The following is a 19,429-nucleotide window of genomic DNA, read 5'->3' as shown; positions in this document are numbered from 1 at the left end:
ATGCGGACACTTGCCGCACTGTGTGTGAAGGAACGGTTACGCGGCGACGGGTGTGGCGACCGGCGTGTAGTGCGACGCGTCCCCCTCGATCGAGTAGCTCTCCTTGCCCTCGATGCCGACCGGCACGTCACCGGCGACGGTCACCCGGTGCAGACGGCGCGCCAGACCGTCGTAGTTGTCGACGGCGTAGTGCTGGGTGATGCGGTTGTCGAAGACGACCAGCTGGTTCTCGGACCAGCGGTGGCGAAGGATGTTCTCCGGCCGGGTGACGTACGCCTGGAGGAGGTCCAGGATCTTGCGGGACTCGCCCGGGGAGAGGCCCACGATCCGCTGCGCGAACCCGCCGATGAACAGACCGCGCTCACCGGTCAGCGGGTGGACACGGACGACCGGGTGGACCGTGCGGTACTTGATCGACGTGAACTGGGCGCGCTGGGCGGCCTGCTGGTCGTCGACCTCCTCGTCCGGTACGGCGTAGTCGTAGTCGTTGGTGTGCTCCGCCCACAGGGTGTCGGCCAGCTTCCGCAGCGGCTCGGGCAGCTGGCGGTAGGCGGCCGCCGAACTGGCGATCAGGGTCTCGCCGCCGTACGGCGGGATCGTGACGCTGCGCAGGGTGGTGGCCTGCGGCGGGTTGAGGACGAAGGTCACGTCGGTGTGCCAGTGGTTGGCGGCGCGGCCGCGCTCGCTGTCGACGGGCAGGACGTTCGGGACGCCGTCGACGGAGGAGACCGTCGGGTGGGCGGTGGTGACGTCGCCGAAGTGGCGGACGAAGGCCTGATGGGTCTCGTCGTCGAGGTGCACGTCGTCGAAGACGAGCGCCTTGTGGACGTTGAGGGCCTCGCGGAGCGCGGCGACCGTCTCCTCGCCGAGGGGCTGGGAAATGTCCACGCCGGAGACACGGGCGCCGATGTTCGCGGTGACCTTCTGGATGTCGATGGAGCCGGTGGAGCGGGGGGAGTTGATGGACATGTGCGGTCCTTTCAGACGAGGGCGGGGGCGGGGGTGGCCGTGTCGGTGTCGGTGTCGGTTGCGTTCGCGGTTGCGGTGGCAGCGGTGACGTACTGGTTGGCGGGGCGCGGGAGGCCGTAGCGCTCCCGCAGGGTCCGGCGCGGGCCGTACTCGCTGCGCAGCAGGCCACGGGCGCGGAGGATCGGGACGACGTGGTCGACGAAGGCGTCGAGGCCGGAGGGCAGGACCGGCGGCATGATGTTGAAGCCGTCGGCGGCGCCCTGCGTGAACCACGCCTCGATGGCGTCGGCGACCTGCTCGGGCGTCCCGGTGAAGGTGAGGTGGCCGCGCCCGCCGCCGAGCCGGCCGATGAGCTGCCGCACGGTGAGCCGCTCGCGCCGGGCCAGCTCCACCACGAGCGTGTAGCGGCTCTTGGCGCCCTCGATGACGTCCTCGGGCGGTAGGTCGGCGGGGAGCTCGGCGTCCAACTCCAGGGTCCCGGGGTCGAGCTGGAGCAGGCTCTCCAAGCGGCCGACACCGTGCCGGTACACGATGTGGTCCTCCAGTGCCTGCTCGTGCGCCCGCGCCTCGGCCTCCGTCGAGCCGATCACCGGGACGATGCCGGGCAGCACCTTGATGTGCTCGGGGTCCCGGCCTGCGGCCGCCGTACGTGCCTTGAGGTCGGCGTAGAAGTCCCGCGCGTCCTCGATCGTCTGCTGCGCGGTGAACACCGCCTCCGCGTACCGGGCGGCGAAGGCCTTTCCGTCCTCGCTCGACCCCGCCTGCACGAGCAGCGGGTAACCCTGCGGTGAGCGGGGGACGTTGAGGGCGCCCTCGACGCTGAAGTACGTCCCGCTGTGCCGAGGCGGATGGATCTTCGCGTCGTCGCCCCACACGCCGGCCGCCTTGTCGGCGACGATCGCGTCGTCCTCCCAGCTGTCCCAGAGCTTCAGGGCGACGTCCAGGAACTCGGCGGCACGGGCGTACCGCTCGGCGTGCGCGGGCTCGGCGGCCAAGCCGAAGTTGCGGGCGGCCTCGGCACCGGCGGTCGTGACGATGTTCCAGCCCGCCCGGCCGCCGCTGATGATGTCGAGGGAGGCGAACTTGCGGGCCAGGTTATAGGGGGAGTTGTAGGAGGTGGAGGCGGTGGCGATGAGGCCGATGTGCTCGGTGGCCGTCGCCAGCGCGGTGAGCAGGGTGAGCGGCTCCAGGGCACCGGCCGGGCGCTGGGCGAGGTTGTTCCACAGCTGGGGGCCGTCGGCGAGGAAGAGGGAGTCGAAGGTGCCGCGTTCGGCGGTGCGGGCAAGGCGGACGTAGTGGGCCAGGTCCACGTGTGCGTACGGGTCGCTCTCGGGCAGGCGCCAGGAGGCCTCGTGGTGGCCGGTGTTCATGAGGAAGGCGTTGAGGTGGAGCTGTCTTGGGGTCACTGGTGGTCCTCCGTGACGCCGAGCGCGGCCAGCAGCCGCTCCCGGTACTCGCCGAGCAACGGATCCCGGTACGAGCGTGGATGTGGTCGGTCGATGGTCAGGTCGAGGCCGATACGGCCCCGGTCGAGCACGAGCACCCGGTCGGCGAGCACGATCGCCTCGTCGACATCGTGGGTGACGAGCAGGACGGAGGGGCGGTGGCGTTCCCACAGCTCCCTGAGCAGGGCATGCATCTTGATCCGGGTGAGGGCGTCCAGCGCCCCGAACGGCTCGTCGGCGAGGAGCAGTTCGGGCTCCCGGACCAGCGACCGGGCCAGTGCCGCACGCTGTGCCTCGCCCCCGGACAGCTCGCTGGGCCAGGCGCGTTCGCGGCCCTTCAGCCCCACCTCTTCGAGGGCCTCCCGCCCCTTCCCGTCGGCGTCCTCGCCGTCCAGACCGAGGAGTACGTTGTCCAGCACCCGGCGCCATGGCAGCAGCCGCGAGTCCTGGAAGACCACGGACACCCGGCCCGGCGCGGTGAGCCGCCCGCTCCCGGCCACCTCGTGGTCCAGGCCTGCGACGGCCCGCAGCAGGGTGCTCTTGCCGGAGCCGCTGTGCCCGAGCAGCGCGGTGAACTGGCCGGCGGGAACGTCCAGGTCGATGCCGTCGAGGACCGTACGTCCGTCGAAGGAGCGGGTCAGTCCCCTCAGCTGGACGGCGGGGCGGGTCAGCTGCTCAGTGTGCGGCGCCACGACAGCACCCTCCGTTCGACGATGCGGACCGCGCTGTCGGAGACGAGGCCGAAGATGCCGTAGACGACGAGGCCGACGAGGATGACGTCCGTCTGGCCGTAGTTCTGCGCCTGGAACATCAGGTAGCCGAGCCCGCTGGTGGCGTTGATCTGCTCCAGCACCACCAGGCCCAGCCAGGATCCGGTCACCCCGAGCCGCAGCCCGACGAAGAATCCGGGGAGCGCGCCGGGGATGACGATCTGCCGGATGAACCGCAGCCGGCTGAGGCCCTGCACCTCGGCGAGTTCGACGAAGCGGCTGTCGATGCCGGACAGCGCGGCGTGCGTGTTGAGGTAGATCGGGATGTAGACGACGATCGCGATGATGGCGATCTTGAAGGTCTCGCCGATGCCCAGCCAGAGGATGAACAGCGGGATCAGACCGAGGGTCGGGATCGCCCGGTTGAGGTTCACCGTCCCGTCGATCAGCGCCTCCCCGGTCCGGCTGAGCCCGGAGGCAAGGGCGAGGGCGACCCCGGCGGCGAGACCGAGGGCGAACCCGGCCCCGGCGCGTTGCAGCGAGGTCAGGATGTCGTCGGGCAGGGTCCCGTCGGTCCACAGGTGGGCGCCGGTCTCGAGGACGGTCCAGGGCGCGGGGATCGCGCCGGGATCCAGTGCCCCGGCGGCGGAGGCCGCGGCCCACAGGAGGACGACGAGGGCGGGGCCGGCGAGGCGGGCGGCGGGGACGCGCTTGCCGGGGGCCAGCGAGCGGCGCCGGCGGACGCGGTGGTCCGGCGCGGGTGCCGACTCCGACTCCGACTCCGGCCCCGACTCCGACTCCGACTCTGGCTTCGCGAGTGACGCGGCGGTACTCACACTCGTCGTGGTCATGGCCGTCACTTCCGGTATTGCGCGGGTACGGACTTCGCGGCGATGCCCTCGAAGCGGTGGTCGAAGAGCCCGCCGACGTCGAACTTCTTCACGAAGCCGCCCTCGGCGAGCAGATCCGCGGTCTCCTGCTCCCACTTGATCGCCTCGTCCCAACTCGGCGGGAACAGGGGCTTGTTGGAGAGCTCCGAGATGGACCGGGCCTGCGCGAGGGTCAGGTTCTGGGTCTTGACGTAGAACTCCTCGTTCCAGCTGTCGGGGTTCTCGTACGTCCACACCTGGCCCTTGGCCCAGTACGGGATGTACGCGGCGACCGCGGCCGCCTTCGCGGGGTCGTTCAGCACGGAGACCGGCGCCCACAGCAGGTTGAGCAGGTCGACGACGTCGGTGGTGAGGGCGCGGGCGCCCTTGGCCTCGTACTGCTTGAGGTACGCCGGTGCCTGCTGGTTCGCGAGCGGCGCGATGTCGACCTGGCCGGACTGCAGGGCGGTGAGGAACTGGTTGCTGGTCAGCGGGACCAGCTCCACCTCGTCGTACGCCAGACCGGCCTTCTTCAGGGCCCGCAGCAACACCACGCCCTGCGCCTGGCCCTGCGAGAAGGCGAGCCGCTTGCCCCTGAAGTCCTCGACCGACCGGATGTCGCTGCCGGGCTTGGTGGCGAAGAGGTAGTTGGGCTTGCGGGTGATGTCGATCGCGACGATCTTCGCGTCGAAGCCCTGGTAGTGCGCCTGGATCGGCGGGATGCCCGCGTTGTTGGCGAGGTCGAGGGACCCCGCTCGGAAGGCGTTGATGACGTCGGGTCCGGCGCCGATGTTCACCCAGCCGCCGACTTTGAAGGGCGGATCGCCCAACTTAGCCAGTCTGAACTGGAGTTGCTGGGTGTTCTGGTACGAGGCGATCTTCAGGCTGGTCCCGGCGGGAACCTTGGCGGCGAGCGGCGCGGTGGAGACGCCCTCGGCCGCGTCGGCGGCGCTGCTCTCGGCGCAGCCGGTGAGGCCGGCGGCAGCGGCGGTGACGCCGAGCAGCGAGGTCAGGAACAGACGGCGGTCGACGCCGGGGGCAGGCAGAGACGGCATGGCAGGACTCCGTAAGCCAAAGTGATGGGAATGCCAAGGCGATGGGAATGCCAAGGCGATGGGGACGCCAAAGCGATGGGAACGCCAAAGCGATGCGAATGCGTGCCGAATTCCGGGCAGCGGAAAGCTGAGGAAGGGGAATTCAGGCAGGTGGAGATGAGCGCTTCACACGCGGCAACGTGTCAGCAACAAAGGGTGCGACAGCTCACGAACAGGCTCATGAGCAGGATGTTCCTGGCCATCAGGGGTCCCTGTCAATATTCCGAGTTTCTGAATTAAATAGCCTCAGGTGACGCGGCCAGCGGATCCCGGTAGAGCACGTCGAGCGCCACCGAACCACCAGCGACCGCGAGCACGGAATGCGGGAACCCCGTCGGCACGACGGCCGCCGCGCGTTCGTCCCCGACCCCCGCACGCAACGCGGCGAGGCAGTCCTCCCGGTGCACGACCCCCATCTCGGTCACCACCACCGTCTCCGGATTGAGCACGTCGAGCAGCAGCCGTGCCGCCCGCCCGACCGCGCCCGCCCGCTCCACCAGCAGCCGTACGGCCTCCCGGTCGCCCGCGGCCGCCGCCGCGACCACATGCAGGGGGTTGGCCCCCTCGATGACGCCCGCGTCCCGCGCCCGCCGGCACAGCGTCCGCTCGCTCAGCTCGGCCTGGAGGCAGCCGACCCGCCCGCAGTCGCAGGGCTCCGTACCGCCCGGCACCGGTAGATGGGTGATGCTTCCGGCCTGGGAGCGGGGGCCGTGGTGCACCTCGTCGTTGGTCGCGAACGCCGCGTCGACGACGTTGCCGACGAACAGATGCAGCACGCTCGCGCTGCCGCGCGCCTGCCCGAACAGCCGCTCCGCGTTCACCAACGCCCGTGCGTGCCCGTCCACATGGACCGGCAGCCCGGTCTGCGCGCCGAGCACCTCCCGCACCGGCACCTCGCGCCAGCCCAGCAGCGGATGCTCGACGACGGTCCCGGAGTCCCGGTCCACCCAGCCGCCGGCCGCGAACCCGACGCCGAGCGGCCGACTGCCCGGCACCTCGTCCAGTAGCGCGGCCAGCCCGTCGGCGGCCCGGGCCAGGACACCGTACGGCCCGTACGGATCCGTGGCCCCCGAGTGCTTCAACTCCCGCTCGGCGACGACCCGTCCGCGCAGATCGAGCAGCGCCACCGTGGTGTAGGGCACCGCCACATGTACCCCGCCCACGATGAACCGCGACTCGTCCAGGTCGACGGGCACATGTGGCCGCCCCACACCACCGGACGGCCGGGGCGTGGTGGCCTCGCGGATGAGCCCGAGTTCGGTGAAGCGGGAGCAGTAGTCGGTCACCGAGGCCGGTGACAGCCCGGTCAGCCGGGCGATGGTGCTGCGCGCGACCGGCCCGTGCTCGAGGACGGACCGCAGGATGGTGCTGGCACTGGTCCGGCGCCGGTCGCGGTCGGCGATACGGGGGATCGGGGACGAAGAGGGTGAAGGTGATGAAGGTGTTGAGGATGACGAGGATGACGAAAGGGTGGATGCCGCGGTACGGGGCATGGGGAACTTCCTCGGGAGCCGGTCCGACACTGCGCCGTCTGAAGCGGGCGAGTCGCGACCGGAACCACCGGAGCCCGACTCACCCCGGGTGGCGACACGCGGCCGCGCCCACACGTCGCAGGTCGACATGGCGACGCGACGAGAAGTTCCGGGACTGGGCGACCATGGCTCGAAGGGTAGGGCAGAAAAGGTGAATCCGACCAGACCACTAGGATTCGTTTGGTGAGATCCAACAGTCCGGTCGGCAGCCCGTGAAGTGAGTGAAACGTCCCTGCCTCAGTGACCGGTCTCACGCCGCACCCGGTGTAACCGGCACTCTTTGTGCAGAGCCCACCAAGCCATCGCTCCACCCTTTGTCGAGCGCCGACGGAGATCGGCGTGCGCCCCCCGGGTTAGCGTCACGGTGTCCCGATCTGCCCACTCACCCGCGGAGTCCCCATGAGCACCGCTGCCGCCACCGCCCGCCCCGGAGAGGTCCTCGCCGACCTGCTCCCCGCCTCCCGCGTGCGGGATGCGGCCCTCGTTCTCGGCGGCGCCGCGTTCACCGGCCTCGCGGCCCAGATCTCCGTGCCCGTGCCGGGCTCCCCGGTGCCGGTGACCGGCCAGACCCTGGCGGTGCTGCTGGTCGGCACGGCACTCGGCGCCGGCCGCGGCTTCCTCTCCCTCGCGCTGTACGCGCTGGCGGGCATAGCGGGCGTGCCGTGGTTCGCGGACGGCACCTCCGGCGCCGCGGCCCCGTCCTTCGGTTACATCCTCGGCATGATCCTCGCCTCCACCGTCGTCGGCGCCCTGGCCCGCCGCGGCGCCGACCGCACCGCGCTGCGCACGGCGGGCGCGATGTTGCTGGGCGAGGCGATCATCTACGCCGTCGGCGTTCCCTACCTGGCCCTCGCCACCGGTATGTCGGCGTCCGCCGCGATCGCGGCCGGCCTCACCCCGTTCCTGATCGGGGACGCCCTGAAGGCGGCCCTGGCGATGGGCGCGCTGCCCACCACCTGGAAGCTGCTCAACCGCTGACGCCGTAGTTCCCGCACGAGAGGCTCGCCGGGTCGCGCTGCGACTTCAACCCGGCGAGCCTCTCTCGCGTTTCGCGTCTCGCGTTGCGCGTCGCGCGGTCCGGATACGGCTCAGTTCACCTCTCGCCTCGGCCGCCGCAGCTGGGACCACCACAGCCCGGCCGCCCCCGCCGCGATCAGCGTCGCGCCGACCGCGCCCAGCGGCAGGACGTCACGGCCCAGCCCGGTCTTGGGCAACTCGTCGGCGCCCGGCGCGACCGGCTTGTTGTCCGTGCCGAGGAGCAGCGGGGTGGCCGGGGCGTCGGGCGACGGGTTCGTCGTACCGAACGGCACCGGGCCCTGCTGCCAGTACGTCTTCTTGCCGTCACTGCTCTGGACGGGAAGGCAGATCTTCCCGGCCTTGCTCAGGTCGTACGTCGCGTCGACGGCGTACGACTTCGACTCACCGGCCGGAAGATTGTCGATGGCACAGCTGAAACCGCTGTTCGAGCCCTCCGGAAGGCCGCTCTTCTCGATTGCCGAACAGCCCTCGACGTTCTTGACCGTCAGGCCGTCGAAACCGACGACCAAAAGCCTGATCTTTCCGCTGTCCTTGGTCCCTTCGTTCTTCACCGTGGCGGTGATGTCGGTCTCTTGCGAACTGTTGTCCACCGAGATTTTTTCGGGCAGCAGGGTGGTCAACTCGACCCCTGCCGACGCCTCGTCGATGACCTTTCCCCCCTTGTCGCTTCCGGGTCCCTGGTCGTCCGCGCCGGCAGTGAAGGAAAAGATCATCACTGCCGAGAAAGATGTCGCGACCAGCGATCCCGCGATGGCCGTCGTGCGACGAGAACTCATGTTCGTCCCCCTTGCCTGCGCCTGCATTCGCAGTACTTGAAGAGCTACCACAAGATTTCTCCGCACTATGCTGGTACCGCATGAAGTGTGACCATTGTGTTTCAGTCGGGGATGTCTGAGGCGCGGTAGAGGGGGTGCAGCGGATTGCCGGGCAATGCGGGTGACGCGGGAAATTCGGGTGACGCGGGAAGCACGGGAAACACGAGAAGCGGTGGGCTTCCCGGTTTACTGGTGACGGGGCGCTATCGCCTGGTCGAGAGTATTGGCCAGGGGGGAATGGGGCGCGTGTGGCGAGCGGTCGACGAAATACTCGATCGCCTGGTCGCCGTGAAGGAAATGCGCATCGACGGCCTCGACCCGGAGGACACACGCACGCGCCGTGAACGCACCCTGCGCGAGGCGCGGGCGACGGCGAGGATCGACCATCCCAACGTCGTACGGGTCTACGACGTGGTCGACGAGGGCGAACGCCTGTGGATCGTCATGGAGTTGGTGGCCGGCCGCTCCCTGGAACGCATCATGGCGGAAGACGGCCCACTGGGCCCGTGCGAGACGGCCCGGATCGGCCTGGGCCTGGTGGCGGCGCTGCGCCAGGTCCACGCCCGAGGCGTGCTCCACCGAGACATCAAGCCTGGCAACGTCCTGGTGGAGTCGGAAGTGGCGCGCGGGCGGGGCCGGGTGGTCCTGACCGACTTCGGCATCGCGGCGATCCAGGACGCGAAGGCCCTCACCATGGTCGGCATGCTGGTCGGCTCCCCCGACTACATGGCCCCCGAACGCATCTCCGGCCGCCGGCAGGGCCCCCCGTCCGACATCTGGTCCCTGGGCGCCACCCTGAGCGCGGCCCTCGCCGGCCGCTCCCCCTTCTCCCGCGACACGACCCTGGCAACCCTGCACGCGGTCCTGTACGAGGAGCCCGAACTCCCCCCGACCGCAGGCCCGTTGCGGGACACCCTCGCCGCCCTCCTGGAGAAGGACCCGTCGATCCGCCCCGGCCTGGACGACCTGGAGACGGCCCTGCACCCGGTGGCGTTTCCGGCGCCGACGCCGACGATGCCGGTGGTCGGGGGCGGGGTGCCCCGGCGGGGCACGGAAGAACAGGCCGGTGGGGGAGGCGAGCCCGCGCCGGTTACGGGGGAGCAGTGGAGGGCGGCAACGGCGGCTGGTCCAGTGCGCTCGGGGACGGAGCCTGCGGGTCCTGCGAGCGGTACGGCGCCCGAGCCAGAGGCAACGGGCGGTTCCGTACCGGAGGTTGGGCCGGTGAGTGGGTCGGTGAGCGGGCCGGCGGGTGGGCTCATGGGTGCCCAAGGGGCCGAAGCGGTGCCTGAGTCCGAGTCCGAAGCCGAAGCCGAGTCCGAGTCCGAAGCCGAAGCCGTACATCGGCCTGAACCCGTACCTCGCCCCGAGCCTGAGCCCCAGCCCGCGACGGCAAGCACCGGGGAATCACCCACCCGCGCCTTCCTGGACGCCTCCCGTGTCCCCGCCCCACCCGACCCCCGGCAGCCGGAAGCCGTACACGACGCGATACCGCCACACCCCTGGCCACAGCCCTCGACGCCGACCGAGGACGTCCGAACCGAGCGCGCACAAACCGAGCGCGCAAGAAACGCCACCACCGACACCCGGCGAGATCCCCCCTCCCCATCCCCAGAGAGTCCGGGGAGCCCGGAGACCCCCAGATTCCCCAACGCCTCCACCGAACTCGCCTCCCAGGCCCGTTCAGAGGTGCGCTCGCCAACCCCGGCCGGCAATTCCACGGCCCCCGCCCCCCGTCGCACCGGCGTCTCCCTTGCCCGCGCCGAAGCGGTGACCGAGCGACGGCAGGCCCCCGAACCGGAACTCGTGCCCGGCGCCGTCCGGTCGTACAACGCCATGCCGCCCGGCGAGTTCCCCGGCCCCGCAGTCCCGGCCCACCCCCGACCCCGCCGCGGGCGTCGCCGTACCGGCCTCATCGCCGCCGTCGGAATCGTCGCCGCGGGCGCCGCAGTGGCGGTCGTCCTGGTGACCAACTCCGGTTCGTCCAAGGACGATCAGGCCGGGTCCTCGTCATCGCCGCACTCCCCGGCCGGCACCCCGTCCTCCTCGGTGGAGGGCACATCGAGGCCGCAGAGCCTGCCGCCCGGAGCGCGCCGGGAGGCGGGCGGGTTCGCGTGGGCGCCGCCCGAGGGCTGGCGGCGGGACGTCAAGACGGGTTCGGAGGTGCACTACACCGCACCGGACGCGAAACAGGAACTCGCCGCCAAGTCGTCCTTGGCCCGCGACGACCTGATGGACTCCTGGACGAAGTCGGAGGAGAACGCCCAGCAGGGTCAGTACCGCAAGATCCGCCTGGAACGGACGACGTTCCGCGGGCACCCGGCGGTCGTCTGGGAGTACACCTTCACCCTCCAGGGCGCCCCCTGGCACGCCCAGCTGCTGGGCTTCACCGTGGCCGGCAAGTCGTACCAGATCAACACGTGGTACCAGCCGGACATCGAGGCACAGGCCCTCAATACCTACGAGAAGGTGAGGGACAGCTTCACGGTGCTGTGACAGCACATGGGTCGGTACAGGGGTCGGACATGGGTCGGGACATGGACCGGGCATGGGCCGGTCATGAGTAGGGCCCTGAGGCGCGCGCGTACGCACGCACGCACCTCAGGGCCCGCCAGGCCAGGACGGCCAAGAGCGACCACGGCGATCAGGCCACGAGTCCCTCAGGCACTCAGTCAGGCACTCAGCCGGTCAGTAGGCCAGTCGGCCAGCCGATCAGTAGGTCGGCCGATCAGCCGGTCTTGACCTCGTCGCGCTCCGCGTCCGAGGCAGCCGCCCCGGGAACCGCCGCGCGCACGCGGCCGGCCTTCTGCTTCACGAAGGCGATGACCAGCACTGCGGCGGCCACCAGCAGCGACAGCAGCACGGTCTTCCGGCCGTCGTGCTCGGTGTCGGTCAGCATGTAGCCGAGCACGAACACGATCAGCGCGGCCGTCGCCCAGGTCAGATACGGGTACAGCCACATCCTCACGACCAGCTTCTCCGGCGCCTCGGCCTGGATGATCTTCCGCATGCGCAGCTGCGAGAAGCAGATCACCAGCCAGACGAACAGGGCGACCGCACCGGAGGAGTTGACCAGGAAGAGGAAGACGGAGTCCGGGAACTTGTAGTTGAAGAAGACCGCCACGAAGCCGAACACGACGGACACGAGGATCGCCGTCCGCGGCACGCCGTTGCCGGTCGTGCGGGCGAAGGCCTTCGGCGCGTCCCCGCGCTGGCCGAGCGAGAAGGCCATGCGGGAGGCGGTGTAGAGGCCGGAGTTGAGACAGGACAGCACCGAGGTCAGCACGATGAAGTTCATGATCTGACCGGCGTGTGCGATGCCGAGCGAGTCCAGCGCGGCGACGTACGAGCCCTTGTCGGCGATGGCCTTGCTGTCCCAGGGCAGCAGGGCCACCACGACGAAGATCGAGCCGAGGTAGAAGACGCCGACTCGCCAGATGATGCTGTTGGTGGCCTTGGTGACGGCACGCTGCGGGTTCTCGGACTCGCCGGCGGCGAGGGTGGCGATCTCGCTGCCCATGAAGGAGAAGACGACGAGCAGCACACCGGTGAGGATCGCGCCGGGACCGTTGGGCAGGAAGCCGCCGTGGTCGGTGAGGTTGCTCAGGCCTGCCTGGTCGCTGTCGACGCCGGGCAGCAGGCCGAAGACGGCCAGTCCGCCGATGACGATGAACGCGGCGATCGCGACGACCTTGATGCCCGCGAACCAGAACTCGAACTCGCCGTACGACCCGACGGAGACGAGGTTGGTGGCGGTCAGCACCACCATCACTATGAGCGCCCAGCCCCACTGCGGGACGGACGGGATCCAGCCCTCCAGGATCTTCGCACCGGCGGTCGCCTCCACCGCCAGCACGACCACCCAGAAGAACCAGTACAGCCAGCCGATGGAGAAACCGGCCCAGGGCCCGAGCGCCCGGTCCGCGTGGGCGGAGAACGACCCGGACGTCGGGTTGGCGGCGGACATCTCACCGAGCATCCGCATCACCAGCACCACGAGCGTGCCGACGAGGGCGTAGGACAGGAGGATGCCGGGGCCGGCGGTGGCGATACCGGAGCTGGACCCGACGAAGAGTCCGGCGCCGATGACGCCGCCGATGGCGATCATGGACAGATGGCGGTTCTTGAGTCCGGCCTGTAGGCCGTGGCCGCCGGCGGCCGGTCCGGCCGTCTTCTGAGTCGGCTGCGAAGTCATGGAACGGATTTCCTTTGAGCCGTGGGGAGCGGTCCTCGTACGAGCGGTAGTGGAGCGGCGCACGAGTCGGACCAGTGAATCGGAGGAGAACGAATTCGGGAACCTTTGATTCGGGATTGTTACTTGAGGTTTCCTTGAGCTTCCATGGCATGCGTCACAATTAACCCGGCCGACACCCGGCGCTGCTGCCCCGAAACGGCCGTGTCACACTCGTTCCATGCGCGTGTATCTCGGCTCCGACCATGCGGGCTTCGAACTCAAGAACCACCTCGTCGAGTGGCTCAGGGCGGCGGGTCACGACCCGGTCGACTGCGGCCCCCACATCTACGACGCCCAGGACGACTACCCGCCCTTCTGCCTCCGTGCGGCGGAGAAGACGGCTGCGGACCCCGACTCCCTCGGCATCGTGATCGGCGGCTCGGGCAACGGCGAGCAGATCGCCGCGAACAAGGTGAAGGGCGTGCGCGCGGCGCTGGCCTGGAGCGAGGAGACGGCGTCGCTGGGCCGCCAGCACAACAACGCGAACGTCGTCGCGGTGGGTGCGCGCATGCACACGACGGACGAGGCGACGAAGTTCGTGGAGACGTTCCTCAGCACCCCGTACTCGGGCGACGAGCGCCACACCCGCCGCATCGACATGCTCGCGGCCTACGAGACGACGGGCGACCTGCCCCCCATCCCGCCGCACCACCCCCAGCAGTAACTTCCGCAGAAGCCCCCAGCCACCCGCAGGGGGCTTCGCTGCACGAGGCTGGCTGGCGGTCGCTTGCCGGCGCCGGGTCGGCGTCATCCGGCCGGTCCGGCGTCCGAGAACGAGGCGGTTGCCGTCCCGATCCCCCACCCACCCGCTGGGGCTTGGCCTCTCGGGACTGGCGGTCGCTGGCCGGCGCCGGTCCAGGCACCCTCAGCCGGTCCGGCGTTTGAGGACGAGGCGGTTGCCGTCCCGATCCCCCACCCACCCGCTGGGGCTTGGCCTCTCGGGACTGGCGGTCGCTGGCCGGCGCCGGTCCAGGCACTTTCAGCCCGTCCGGCGTTTGAGGACGAGGCCCGTTCAGGGCCGAAGCGGGGGTCTGGGGGCGGCAGCCCCCAGGAACCGGGGTCGCAGGGGCGGAGCCCCTTCAGGATGGGACGGGTAGGGGCGGGGGGGGCGAAAAACCTGCCGGCACCCCCACCCACCCGCAGACGAAGAAGGAGTCACCGTGCCCGAGGGCCACACCATCCACCGGCTGGCCCAGGACTACGCCGCCGCATTCCTCGGCACGACCCCCCACGTCACCAGCCCCCAGGGCAAGTTCTCGGACGCCGCACAACTCCTCACCGGCTCAGAACTCACCCACACCGAGGCCCACGGCAAACACCTCTTCCTCGGCTTCCGAGCCGCCGACTGGATCCACATCCACCTCGGCCTCTTCGGCAAGGTCAACTTCGGCGGCACCCCCGCACCCCCACCCACGGACACCGTCCGCCTCCGCCTCGCGAACAGCACCGCATACGTAGATCTCCGCGGCCCCACCACCTGCGCCCTGATCACGCACCCCGAGAAGCAGGCGATACACGACCGCCTCGGCCCCGACCCCCTCCGCGAGGACGCCGACCCGCACCAGGCGTACCGGCGCATCTCCCGCAGCCGTACGACCATCGCCGCCCTGCTCATGGACCAGAAGGTCATCGCGGGCGTCGGCAACGTCTACCGCGCCGAGGTCCTCTTCCGGCACCGCATCGACCCGTACCGCGCGGGCAAGGACATCACCCCGACGCAGTGGGACGCCATCTGGACGGACCTCGTCGACCTCATGCGCGAGGGCGTCCGCAACAACCGCATCGACACAGTCCGCCCGGAGCACACCCCGGAGGAGATGGGCCGCCCACCGCGGGTCGACGACCACGGCGGCGAGGTCTACGTCTACCGCCGGGCCAACCTGCCCTGCCACATCTGCAGCGACGAGATCCGCACCGCCGACCTAGCCGCCCGCAACCTCTTCTGGTGCCCGACCTGCCAGACCCCGTAGACAGACCGCCCCTCAGACGGCTGACCCCCGCAGCCAGCCAGCCGTCCCCCTAAGCCAGCCCGCCCCCCCCAGCTCGACCGACCTCTGAGGCCTCCCGCGCGCGCCCTCCCCCCCCCGCCGTTAGCCCACGCCTCAGAACCCGTGCGGCAACCACGGCGCCACAGCCGACGCGAACCCGACCGACGCCTCCGCCAGCGCCCCCTGTCGCAGCTCCCGCACCCGCCCGGCCGCGCCCAGCGCGCACAGGCTGACGCCGCCGAGGTAGGCCGATCCCAACTCCCGTACGGACAAAGAGAGATCGGCCGAGTCCGTCGTACGCTCGCACGACGCACCCTTGGCGTCCCCGGACAGCCGCCAACGCCCCGAGTTCCAGGGACAGAAGGCGTCCTCGACCTCGAACACCACGTCCACCGGCGCCTGATACGTCCGCGCCTGGAGCGCCGCCCCGACATCCACCAGCCGTACGTGCAACGAGTCCCGTACCCGGAGCGCACACCGCCGGATGTCGGACACCTGGTGCAGCCACGCCTCGTCCATCGGCCGCCCGTACGCCTTCACCGTGGACGTCAGGTCGATGCCGAACAGGAGCCGCCACAGCGCGGCCTGCGCCGCCGGGTCGAGGGCCTGCGTGTCCCGCAGCTGGACAGTGCCATTGGGCCCGCCTGCGTCCCACTCCGGCCTGACATGGAAGCGCGCGTACCCGACGACCTCCCCGTCCCGTTCCGCGAGCACGCACTGCAGCGGCGACCCGCCGCTCCGCTCGCTCTCCGGGTCGAGCAGCCCGAGCCGCTCCCAGCCGGGCAGCCGCGCGAGCATCCCCGGCCGGCCGGACACCTTGCGCGCGTACACGGCCTCGCACACGTCGAGGACGTCGGCCGGTACGGCGTAGCGCAGGCGTACGTCATCGGTGCCGGGCGGCACGGACAGCCGGACGCGGGCCGTGTCGATCTCGGCGTTGACATGCAAGGTGCCGACGCCGTACCCGAACCGGCCGTAGATCTCCGGCTCGGAGGCGGTCAGTACGGCAAGCGGCTGGCCCCACTCACGCACATCCTCCAGCTGCCGGCGCATCATCGACGTCAGGAGACCGCGCCGGCGGTGCGTGGCGGCGACGCCGACCATGGTGACGCCGGCCGCGGGAACCGACGCGCCACCCGGCACGGTCAGCCGGAAGCTGAAGGCCCCCGCCGTGCCCACGCACGCGTCCCCGTCCCAGGCGCCGATGAAACGGTCGAACTCGGTGAGCGAGTTCCACAACTCCCGCTCCTCGGACGACTCCGGGACCCCGCCGAAGGCGCGGATCAGAGCGTCGTACCAGATGTCCCACTCGTCCTGCCGCAGCACCCGCAGCTCGGGACGGCTGAAGTGCTCGAGGTGGCTCGCACTGTCTTTCGCCATGAACCATGCCTACCAGGGCATTGCGGGGCGAGCGAGGGAATTTCTCGCTGGCGGCCGCGAGGTGGCTTTCCGTGAAGTTCACTGTGAAGTTGAACCTCGGACGGGGGACAAGTGGGACCTCCCGTGCCAAGCAGCGGGTCCGATGGATAGGGTCCCGAACTAATGGCAGCAGGACGAGAGCGGCGCACGGTGGCCGAGACGTTCACGGCCCGGTTGAAGATGCAGTGGCACCGGGCCCGCGTCGGCGTGCGCAGAAGCGCGGTGGACTACTTCCGCGGCGACGGCTCGGACTGGATCGCACTGGCCGGCCTGCTGCTGACGGTTCCCCTGATCTGTGCCGTGACGATGGCCAACCCGGTGTGGTTTTCCCCGGCCGCGCTGGTCCTCCCCATCGTCGCAGGTGGGCTGCTGCTGCGCCCGGCGAGCCTGCTGGGCCTGTACGCGGCGGCGGCGACGGCGCTGATCGTGGAGTCGGTGCAGCTCGGGCCGTACACGGAGGGCCCGTCCCGCGTCACCCCGGGCGTGGTCCTGGTCGTGGCCGCCTGCGGCTTCTTCGGCCTGCTGATCGCGCAGTTCCGCAGCCGCGTGGGCGTGCCCTGGCGGCGCGGCGGCACGATGCTCTTCGACCTGCGCGAACGCATCCGCGTCCAGAGCAAGCTGCCGAGCCTGCCGCACGGCTGGCATCGCGAGATGGCGCTGCGCCCGGCGGGCGGTCAGTCCTTCTCGGGCGACTTCGTGGTGGCGGCCCGCACGAACGGCGGCCGCACGCTGGAGGTCGTCCTGACGGACGTGTCCGGCAAGGGCATGGACGCGGGCTCACGCGCCCTGCTCCTCTCCGGAGCCTTCGGCGGCCTCCTGGGCAGCCTTCCCCCGCACGCGTTCCTGCCGGCGGCCAACGGCTACCTGCTCCGCCAGGACTGGGACGAGGGCTTCGCCACGTCGATCCACCTGGTCCTGGACCTGGACTCGGGCGACTACGAGCTCTACTCGGCGGGCCATCCACCGGGCCTGCAACTGAGCGCGGGCAGCGGCCGCTGGGAGGAGAAGGCGGCCGAGGGCCCCCTCCTCGGCGTGTACGACGGCGCCCAGTTCGACCCCGTGAAGGGCACGCTCCGCCCCGGCGACGTGCTGATGCTCTTCACGGACGGCCTGGTCGAAACGTCCGACCGCGACATCGTCGAGGGCATAGACCGCCTCACTGGCGAGGCCGACCGCTATGTCGCCGGTGGCTTCCACGGAGCGGCCTGGCACCTCATCGAAGCGGTCGCGAGGGACGTCAACGACGACAGGGCCCTCCTGCTGATCTGCCGCGAGGGCCCCACGGCAACCACACGCTGACCCCAAGCCTCACCTCTCGACGCCGGTCCAGGCACCCTCAGCCCGTCTGGGGGTGCCCCCTCTGGGGGAGTTTGAGGACGAGGCCCGTTCAGGGCCGAAGCGGGGGTCTGGGGGCCGCAGGCCCCCAGGGGGCGGGGTCGAAGGGGCGGCAGCCCCTGGGGGATGGGACGGGTAGGGGCGGCGAGGGCGAGACACTGGACGGGTGACCGAGACTGACCGAACCCCGCTGTCCCTCACGGACGTGGAGGCCATCGCCCGCGCCGCCCACGCAACCCAGACCGACAAGGCCGGACGGCCGTACGCCGAACACCTCCAGTCCGTCGCCGAAGGCGTACGCGCACGCGGCGGCGACGAAGACCAGATCGCCGCAGCCTGGCTGCACGACGCCGTGGAGGACGACGCGCTGACCGAACGCCGGCTGGAAGAAGCCGCGCTGAGCCGTCGTACGAAGGACATCGTGCTGGCGCTCACCAAACGGACCGGAGAGCCACCCGAGGCCTACGCCGCACGCATCCTCGCCACCGAGGGCGCACTGCTGGTGAAGGAGGCGGACCTGGCGCACAACGCGAACCCGGCCCGCCTCGCGGCCCTCGACGAGGCCACCCGCAAACGACTGACCGAGAAGTACGCACGGATGCGCGCACTTCTCGGTCTGGTAGGCGAGTGACGTCCCGCGAGGGGAACGCTCCAAGTCGGCTCAGGCGTTGACCTTCTCGCGCTTGGCCGCCGCACCCTCACGCTTCTCGCGCTCACGGGCCAGCTCCGCCGCGTCCCGCTTGAACGCCCAGTCCATCTTGGGCTCCATCGCGAACCGGAACACCCGCTGCACCGGCTTGGTGCACAGCAGCGTGACCCCGACGGCCGCGCAGACGCTGACGAAGATCTCACCGAGCGGCCGGTGCAGCCAGGCGGCCTCGAACCAGCCCTGGTAGTCACCGGCCTTCACCACGAACCCGTGCAGCAGGTAGCCGTACAGCGTTCCCGCGCCGAGCGCCGTGAACCACATGTGGCGGCGCGGCACCCAGGCGAAGAAGCAGGCCGTCAGCAGCAGCGAGCAGCCGAACATCGCCAGCACCATGACCGGCCCGCTCCACCACGGGGCGTGCAGCTCCTGCGCGGCGTCACGGTGGTAGAACCACGCGGTGTTCATGCGCGGCACCGCCCACCAGCCGAAGGCCAGCGCCGCCGCGAAGACCGGTACGGACAGGATCCGCACCGTGCGCGTGCGCACCATGTGGAAGTGCTCGGGCTTCATGATCAGGCCCAGCACGAAGTACGGCAGGAACTGCAGCACCCGCTGCAGGTCCAGGTCGTCGCCGATCTCCGGGGTGACCGTCGCCGCCATGGCGAGGCCGAGCGCGATCGGCAGCGGCCAGCGCACCATCTTCCAGATGGGGGTGGTCATCCGCCAGATGAACAGCGCACACAGGAACCACGTCAGGTACCACGGGTCCAGGAGACTGATGTCCTGGCCCGGGTCCTCGTCGATCCAGCGCTTGAAGAGCGGATAGGCCGTCTCGAAGACGATGTACGGCACGGCGACGCCGGTGATCAGGCGCTTCAGCCGGTTCGGGCTGGCGTCGAAACTGCGCGAGAAGAAGCCGGAGATGATGATGAACGCCGGCATGTGGAAGGTGTACACGACGGTGTACACGGCCTCCAGGATCCGGCTGTCACCCTTGATCGGCTCCCAGGCGTGGCCTATGGCGACGAGCACGATCGCCAGGTACTTGGCGTTGTCGAAGAACGCGTCGCGCTGCTGGGCGCCGCTGGACGCTGGTCTCTTGTTCGCCTGAGTCTTCTGGCCCTGCGGCGAGCGCGGACTCGGCACTCCGTCCGCCGGCGACTGTGCCGGGGGGAGTGGCGCTCTGTTGTGGCCGTGCGGTCGCAGCGAGTCCGTCACAGACCCTCCCGCCGGAAGCCGGGGGAGTCGGTCCAGGACCTTGCTGCGCATGCGGGGGACGAGGCAGCGTGGAACATCTGAGGCACCCTAGCGTTGTCTGTGTGATTTCGTAAAACC

At 70.3% G+C, this 19,429-nt stretch carries 16 protein-coding genes; 6 read left to right on the top strand and 10 right to left on the bottom strand.

Going from position 1 to position 19,429, the window contains the following annotated elements:
• Window positions 1-36 precede the first annotated feature (36 nt).
• The 6 genes from AB5J49_RS16440 to AB5J49_RS16415 all read right to left on the bottom strand — a co-directional run bounded on the left by AB5J49_RS16440 (window position 37) and on the right by AB5J49_RS16415 (window position 6,580).
• Window positions 37-969, bottom strand: coding sequence for a TauD/TfdA dioxygenase family protein (locus AB5J49_RS16440; RefSeq protein ID WP_369169379.1), 933 nt, complete (start codon window positions 967-969; stop codon window positions 37-39).
• Between the two features lie 11 nt (window positions 970-980).
• Entirely contained in the window at window positions 981-2,375 is a 1,395-nt protein-coding gene (locus AB5J49_RS16435) for an LLM class flavin-dependent oxidoreductase (protein WP_369169378.1), read from the bottom strand.
• Window positions 2,372-3,106 (bottom strand): ABC transporter ATP-binding protein, encoded by a 735-nt coding sequence (locus AB5J49_RS16430; RefSeq protein WP_369169377.1) that lies wholly within the window; start codon window positions 3,104-3,106, stop codon window positions 2,372-2,374. The genes AB5J49_RS16435 and AB5J49_RS16430 overlap by 4 nt, the downstream gene beginning before the upstream one ends.
• Complete coding sequence (locus AB5J49_RS16425) at window positions 3,082-3,984, bottom strand: ABC transporter permease (RefSeq protein WP_369169376.1); 903 nt, start codon at window positions 3,982-3,984, stop codon at window positions 3,082-3,084. Before AB5J49_RS16425 ends, AB5J49_RS16430 begins: the two co-directional genes overlap by 25 nt.
• Window positions 3,981-5,048: an ABC transporter substrate-binding protein gene (locus AB5J49_RS16420; protein WP_369169375.1), complete on the bottom strand. Its 1,068-nt coding sequence runs from the start codon at window positions 5,046-5,048 to the stop codon at window positions 3,981-3,983. Before AB5J49_RS16420 ends, AB5J49_RS16425 begins: the two co-directional genes overlap by 4 nt.
• A gap of 275 nt (window positions 5,049-5,323) precedes the next feature.
• The gene (locus tag AB5J49_RS16415; RefSeq protein WP_369169374.1) at window positions 5,324-6,580 is read right to left on the bottom strand and encodes an ROK family protein; all 1,257 of its coding nucleotides are present in this window, start codon (window positions 6,578-6,580) and stop codon (window positions 5,324-5,326) included.
• A 438-nt stretch (window positions 6,581-7,018) separates the two neighbouring features.
• On the opposite strand from AB5J49_RS16415, the gene AB5J49_RS16410 reads away from it, so the two are divergent.
• Window positions 7,019-7,597 carry a biotin transporter BioY gene (locus AB5J49_RS16410; RefSeq protein ID WP_369169373.1) on the top strand — a complete coding sequence of 193 codons (579 nt, stop codon included), beginning with the start codon at window positions 7,019-7,021 and terminating at the stop codon, window positions 7,595-7,597.
• Between the two features lie 110 nt (window positions 7,598-7,707).
• Here the strand turns inward: AB5J49_RS16410 and AB5J49_RS16405 are convergent, their stop codons facing one another.
• Complete coding sequence (locus AB5J49_RS16405; protein ID WP_369169372.1) at window positions 7,708-8,433, bottom strand: hypothetical protein; 726 nt, start codon at window positions 8,431-8,433, stop codon at window positions 7,708-7,710.
• A gap of 228 nt (window positions 8,434-8,661) precedes the next feature.
• On the opposite strand from AB5J49_RS16405, the gene AB5J49_RS16400 reads away from it, so the two are divergent.
• Complete coding sequence (locus tag AB5J49_RS16400; RefSeq protein WP_369175154.1) at window positions 8,662-10,965, top strand: protein kinase; 2,304 nt, start codon at window positions 8,662-8,664, stop codon at window positions 10,963-10,965.
• A gap of 232 nt (window positions 10,966-11,197) precedes the next feature.
• Here AB5J49_RS16400 and AB5J49_RS16395 read toward each other — a convergent pair whose 3' ends face one another.
• Window positions 11,198-12,664 (bottom strand): amino acid permease, encoded by a 1,467-nt coding sequence (locus tag AB5J49_RS16395; RefSeq protein WP_369169371.1) that lies wholly within the window; start codon window positions 12,662-12,664, stop codon window positions 11,198-11,200.
• Between the two features lie 217 nt (window positions 12,665-12,881).
• Here AB5J49_RS16395 and AB5J49_RS16390 point away from each other — a divergent pair, with 217 nt between their 5' ends.
• The gene (locus tag AB5J49_RS16390) at window positions 12,882-13,367 is read left to right on the top strand and encodes a ribose-5-phosphate isomerase (protein ID WP_369169370.1); all 486 of its coding nucleotides are present in this window, start codon (window positions 12,882-12,884) and stop codon (window positions 13,365-13,367) included.
• 496 nt (window positions 13,368-13,863) lie between these two features.
• Window positions 13,864-14,673, top strand: a complete 810-nt coding sequence (locus tag AB5J49_RS16385) for an Fpg/Nei family DNA glycosylase (protein WP_369169369.1) — start codon at window positions 13,864-13,866, stop codon at window positions 14,671-14,673.
• A 132-nt stretch (window positions 14,674-14,805) separates the two neighbouring features.
• Here AB5J49_RS16385 and AB5J49_RS16380 read toward each other — a convergent pair whose 3' ends face one another.
• Window positions 14,806-16,071: a GNAT family N-acetyltransferase gene (locus tag AB5J49_RS16380; RefSeq protein ID WP_369169368.1), complete on the bottom strand. Its 1,266-nt coding sequence runs from the start codon at window positions 16,069-16,071 to the stop codon at window positions 14,806-14,808.
• 162 nt (window positions 16,072-16,233) lie between these two features.
• Here AB5J49_RS16380 and AB5J49_RS16375 point away from each other — a divergent pair, with 162 nt between their 5' ends.
• Window positions 16,234-17,409, top strand: a complete 1,176-nt coding sequence (locus AB5J49_RS16375; RefSeq protein ID WP_369169367.1) for a PP2C family protein-serine/threonine phosphatase — start codon at window positions 16,234-16,236, stop codon at window positions 17,407-17,409.
• A gap of 202 nt (window positions 17,410-17,611) precedes the next feature.
• Entirely contained in the window at window positions 17,612-18,076 is a 465-nt protein-coding gene (locus AB5J49_RS16370) for an HD domain-containing protein (protein ID WP_369169366.1), read from the top strand.
• 30 nt (window positions 18,077-18,106) lie between these two features.
• Here AB5J49_RS16370 and AB5J49_RS16365 read toward each other — a convergent pair whose 3' ends face one another.
• Window positions 18,107-19,312: an acyltransferase family protein gene (locus tag AB5J49_RS16365; RefSeq protein WP_369169365.1), complete on the bottom strand. Its 1,206-nt coding sequence runs from the start codon at window positions 19,310-19,312 to the stop codon at window positions 18,107-18,109.
• Between the last annotated feature and the right edge of the window lie 117 nt (window positions 19,313-19,429).

The organism is Streptomyces sp. R28 (genome assembly GCF_041052385.1).
Taxonomy (GTDB): Bacteria; Actinomycetota; Actinomycetes; order Streptomycetales; family Streptomycetaceae; genus Streptomyces.
Note: the sequence above shows the minus strand (reverse complement) of the source record. Positions and strands in the feature narration are given on the sequence as shown.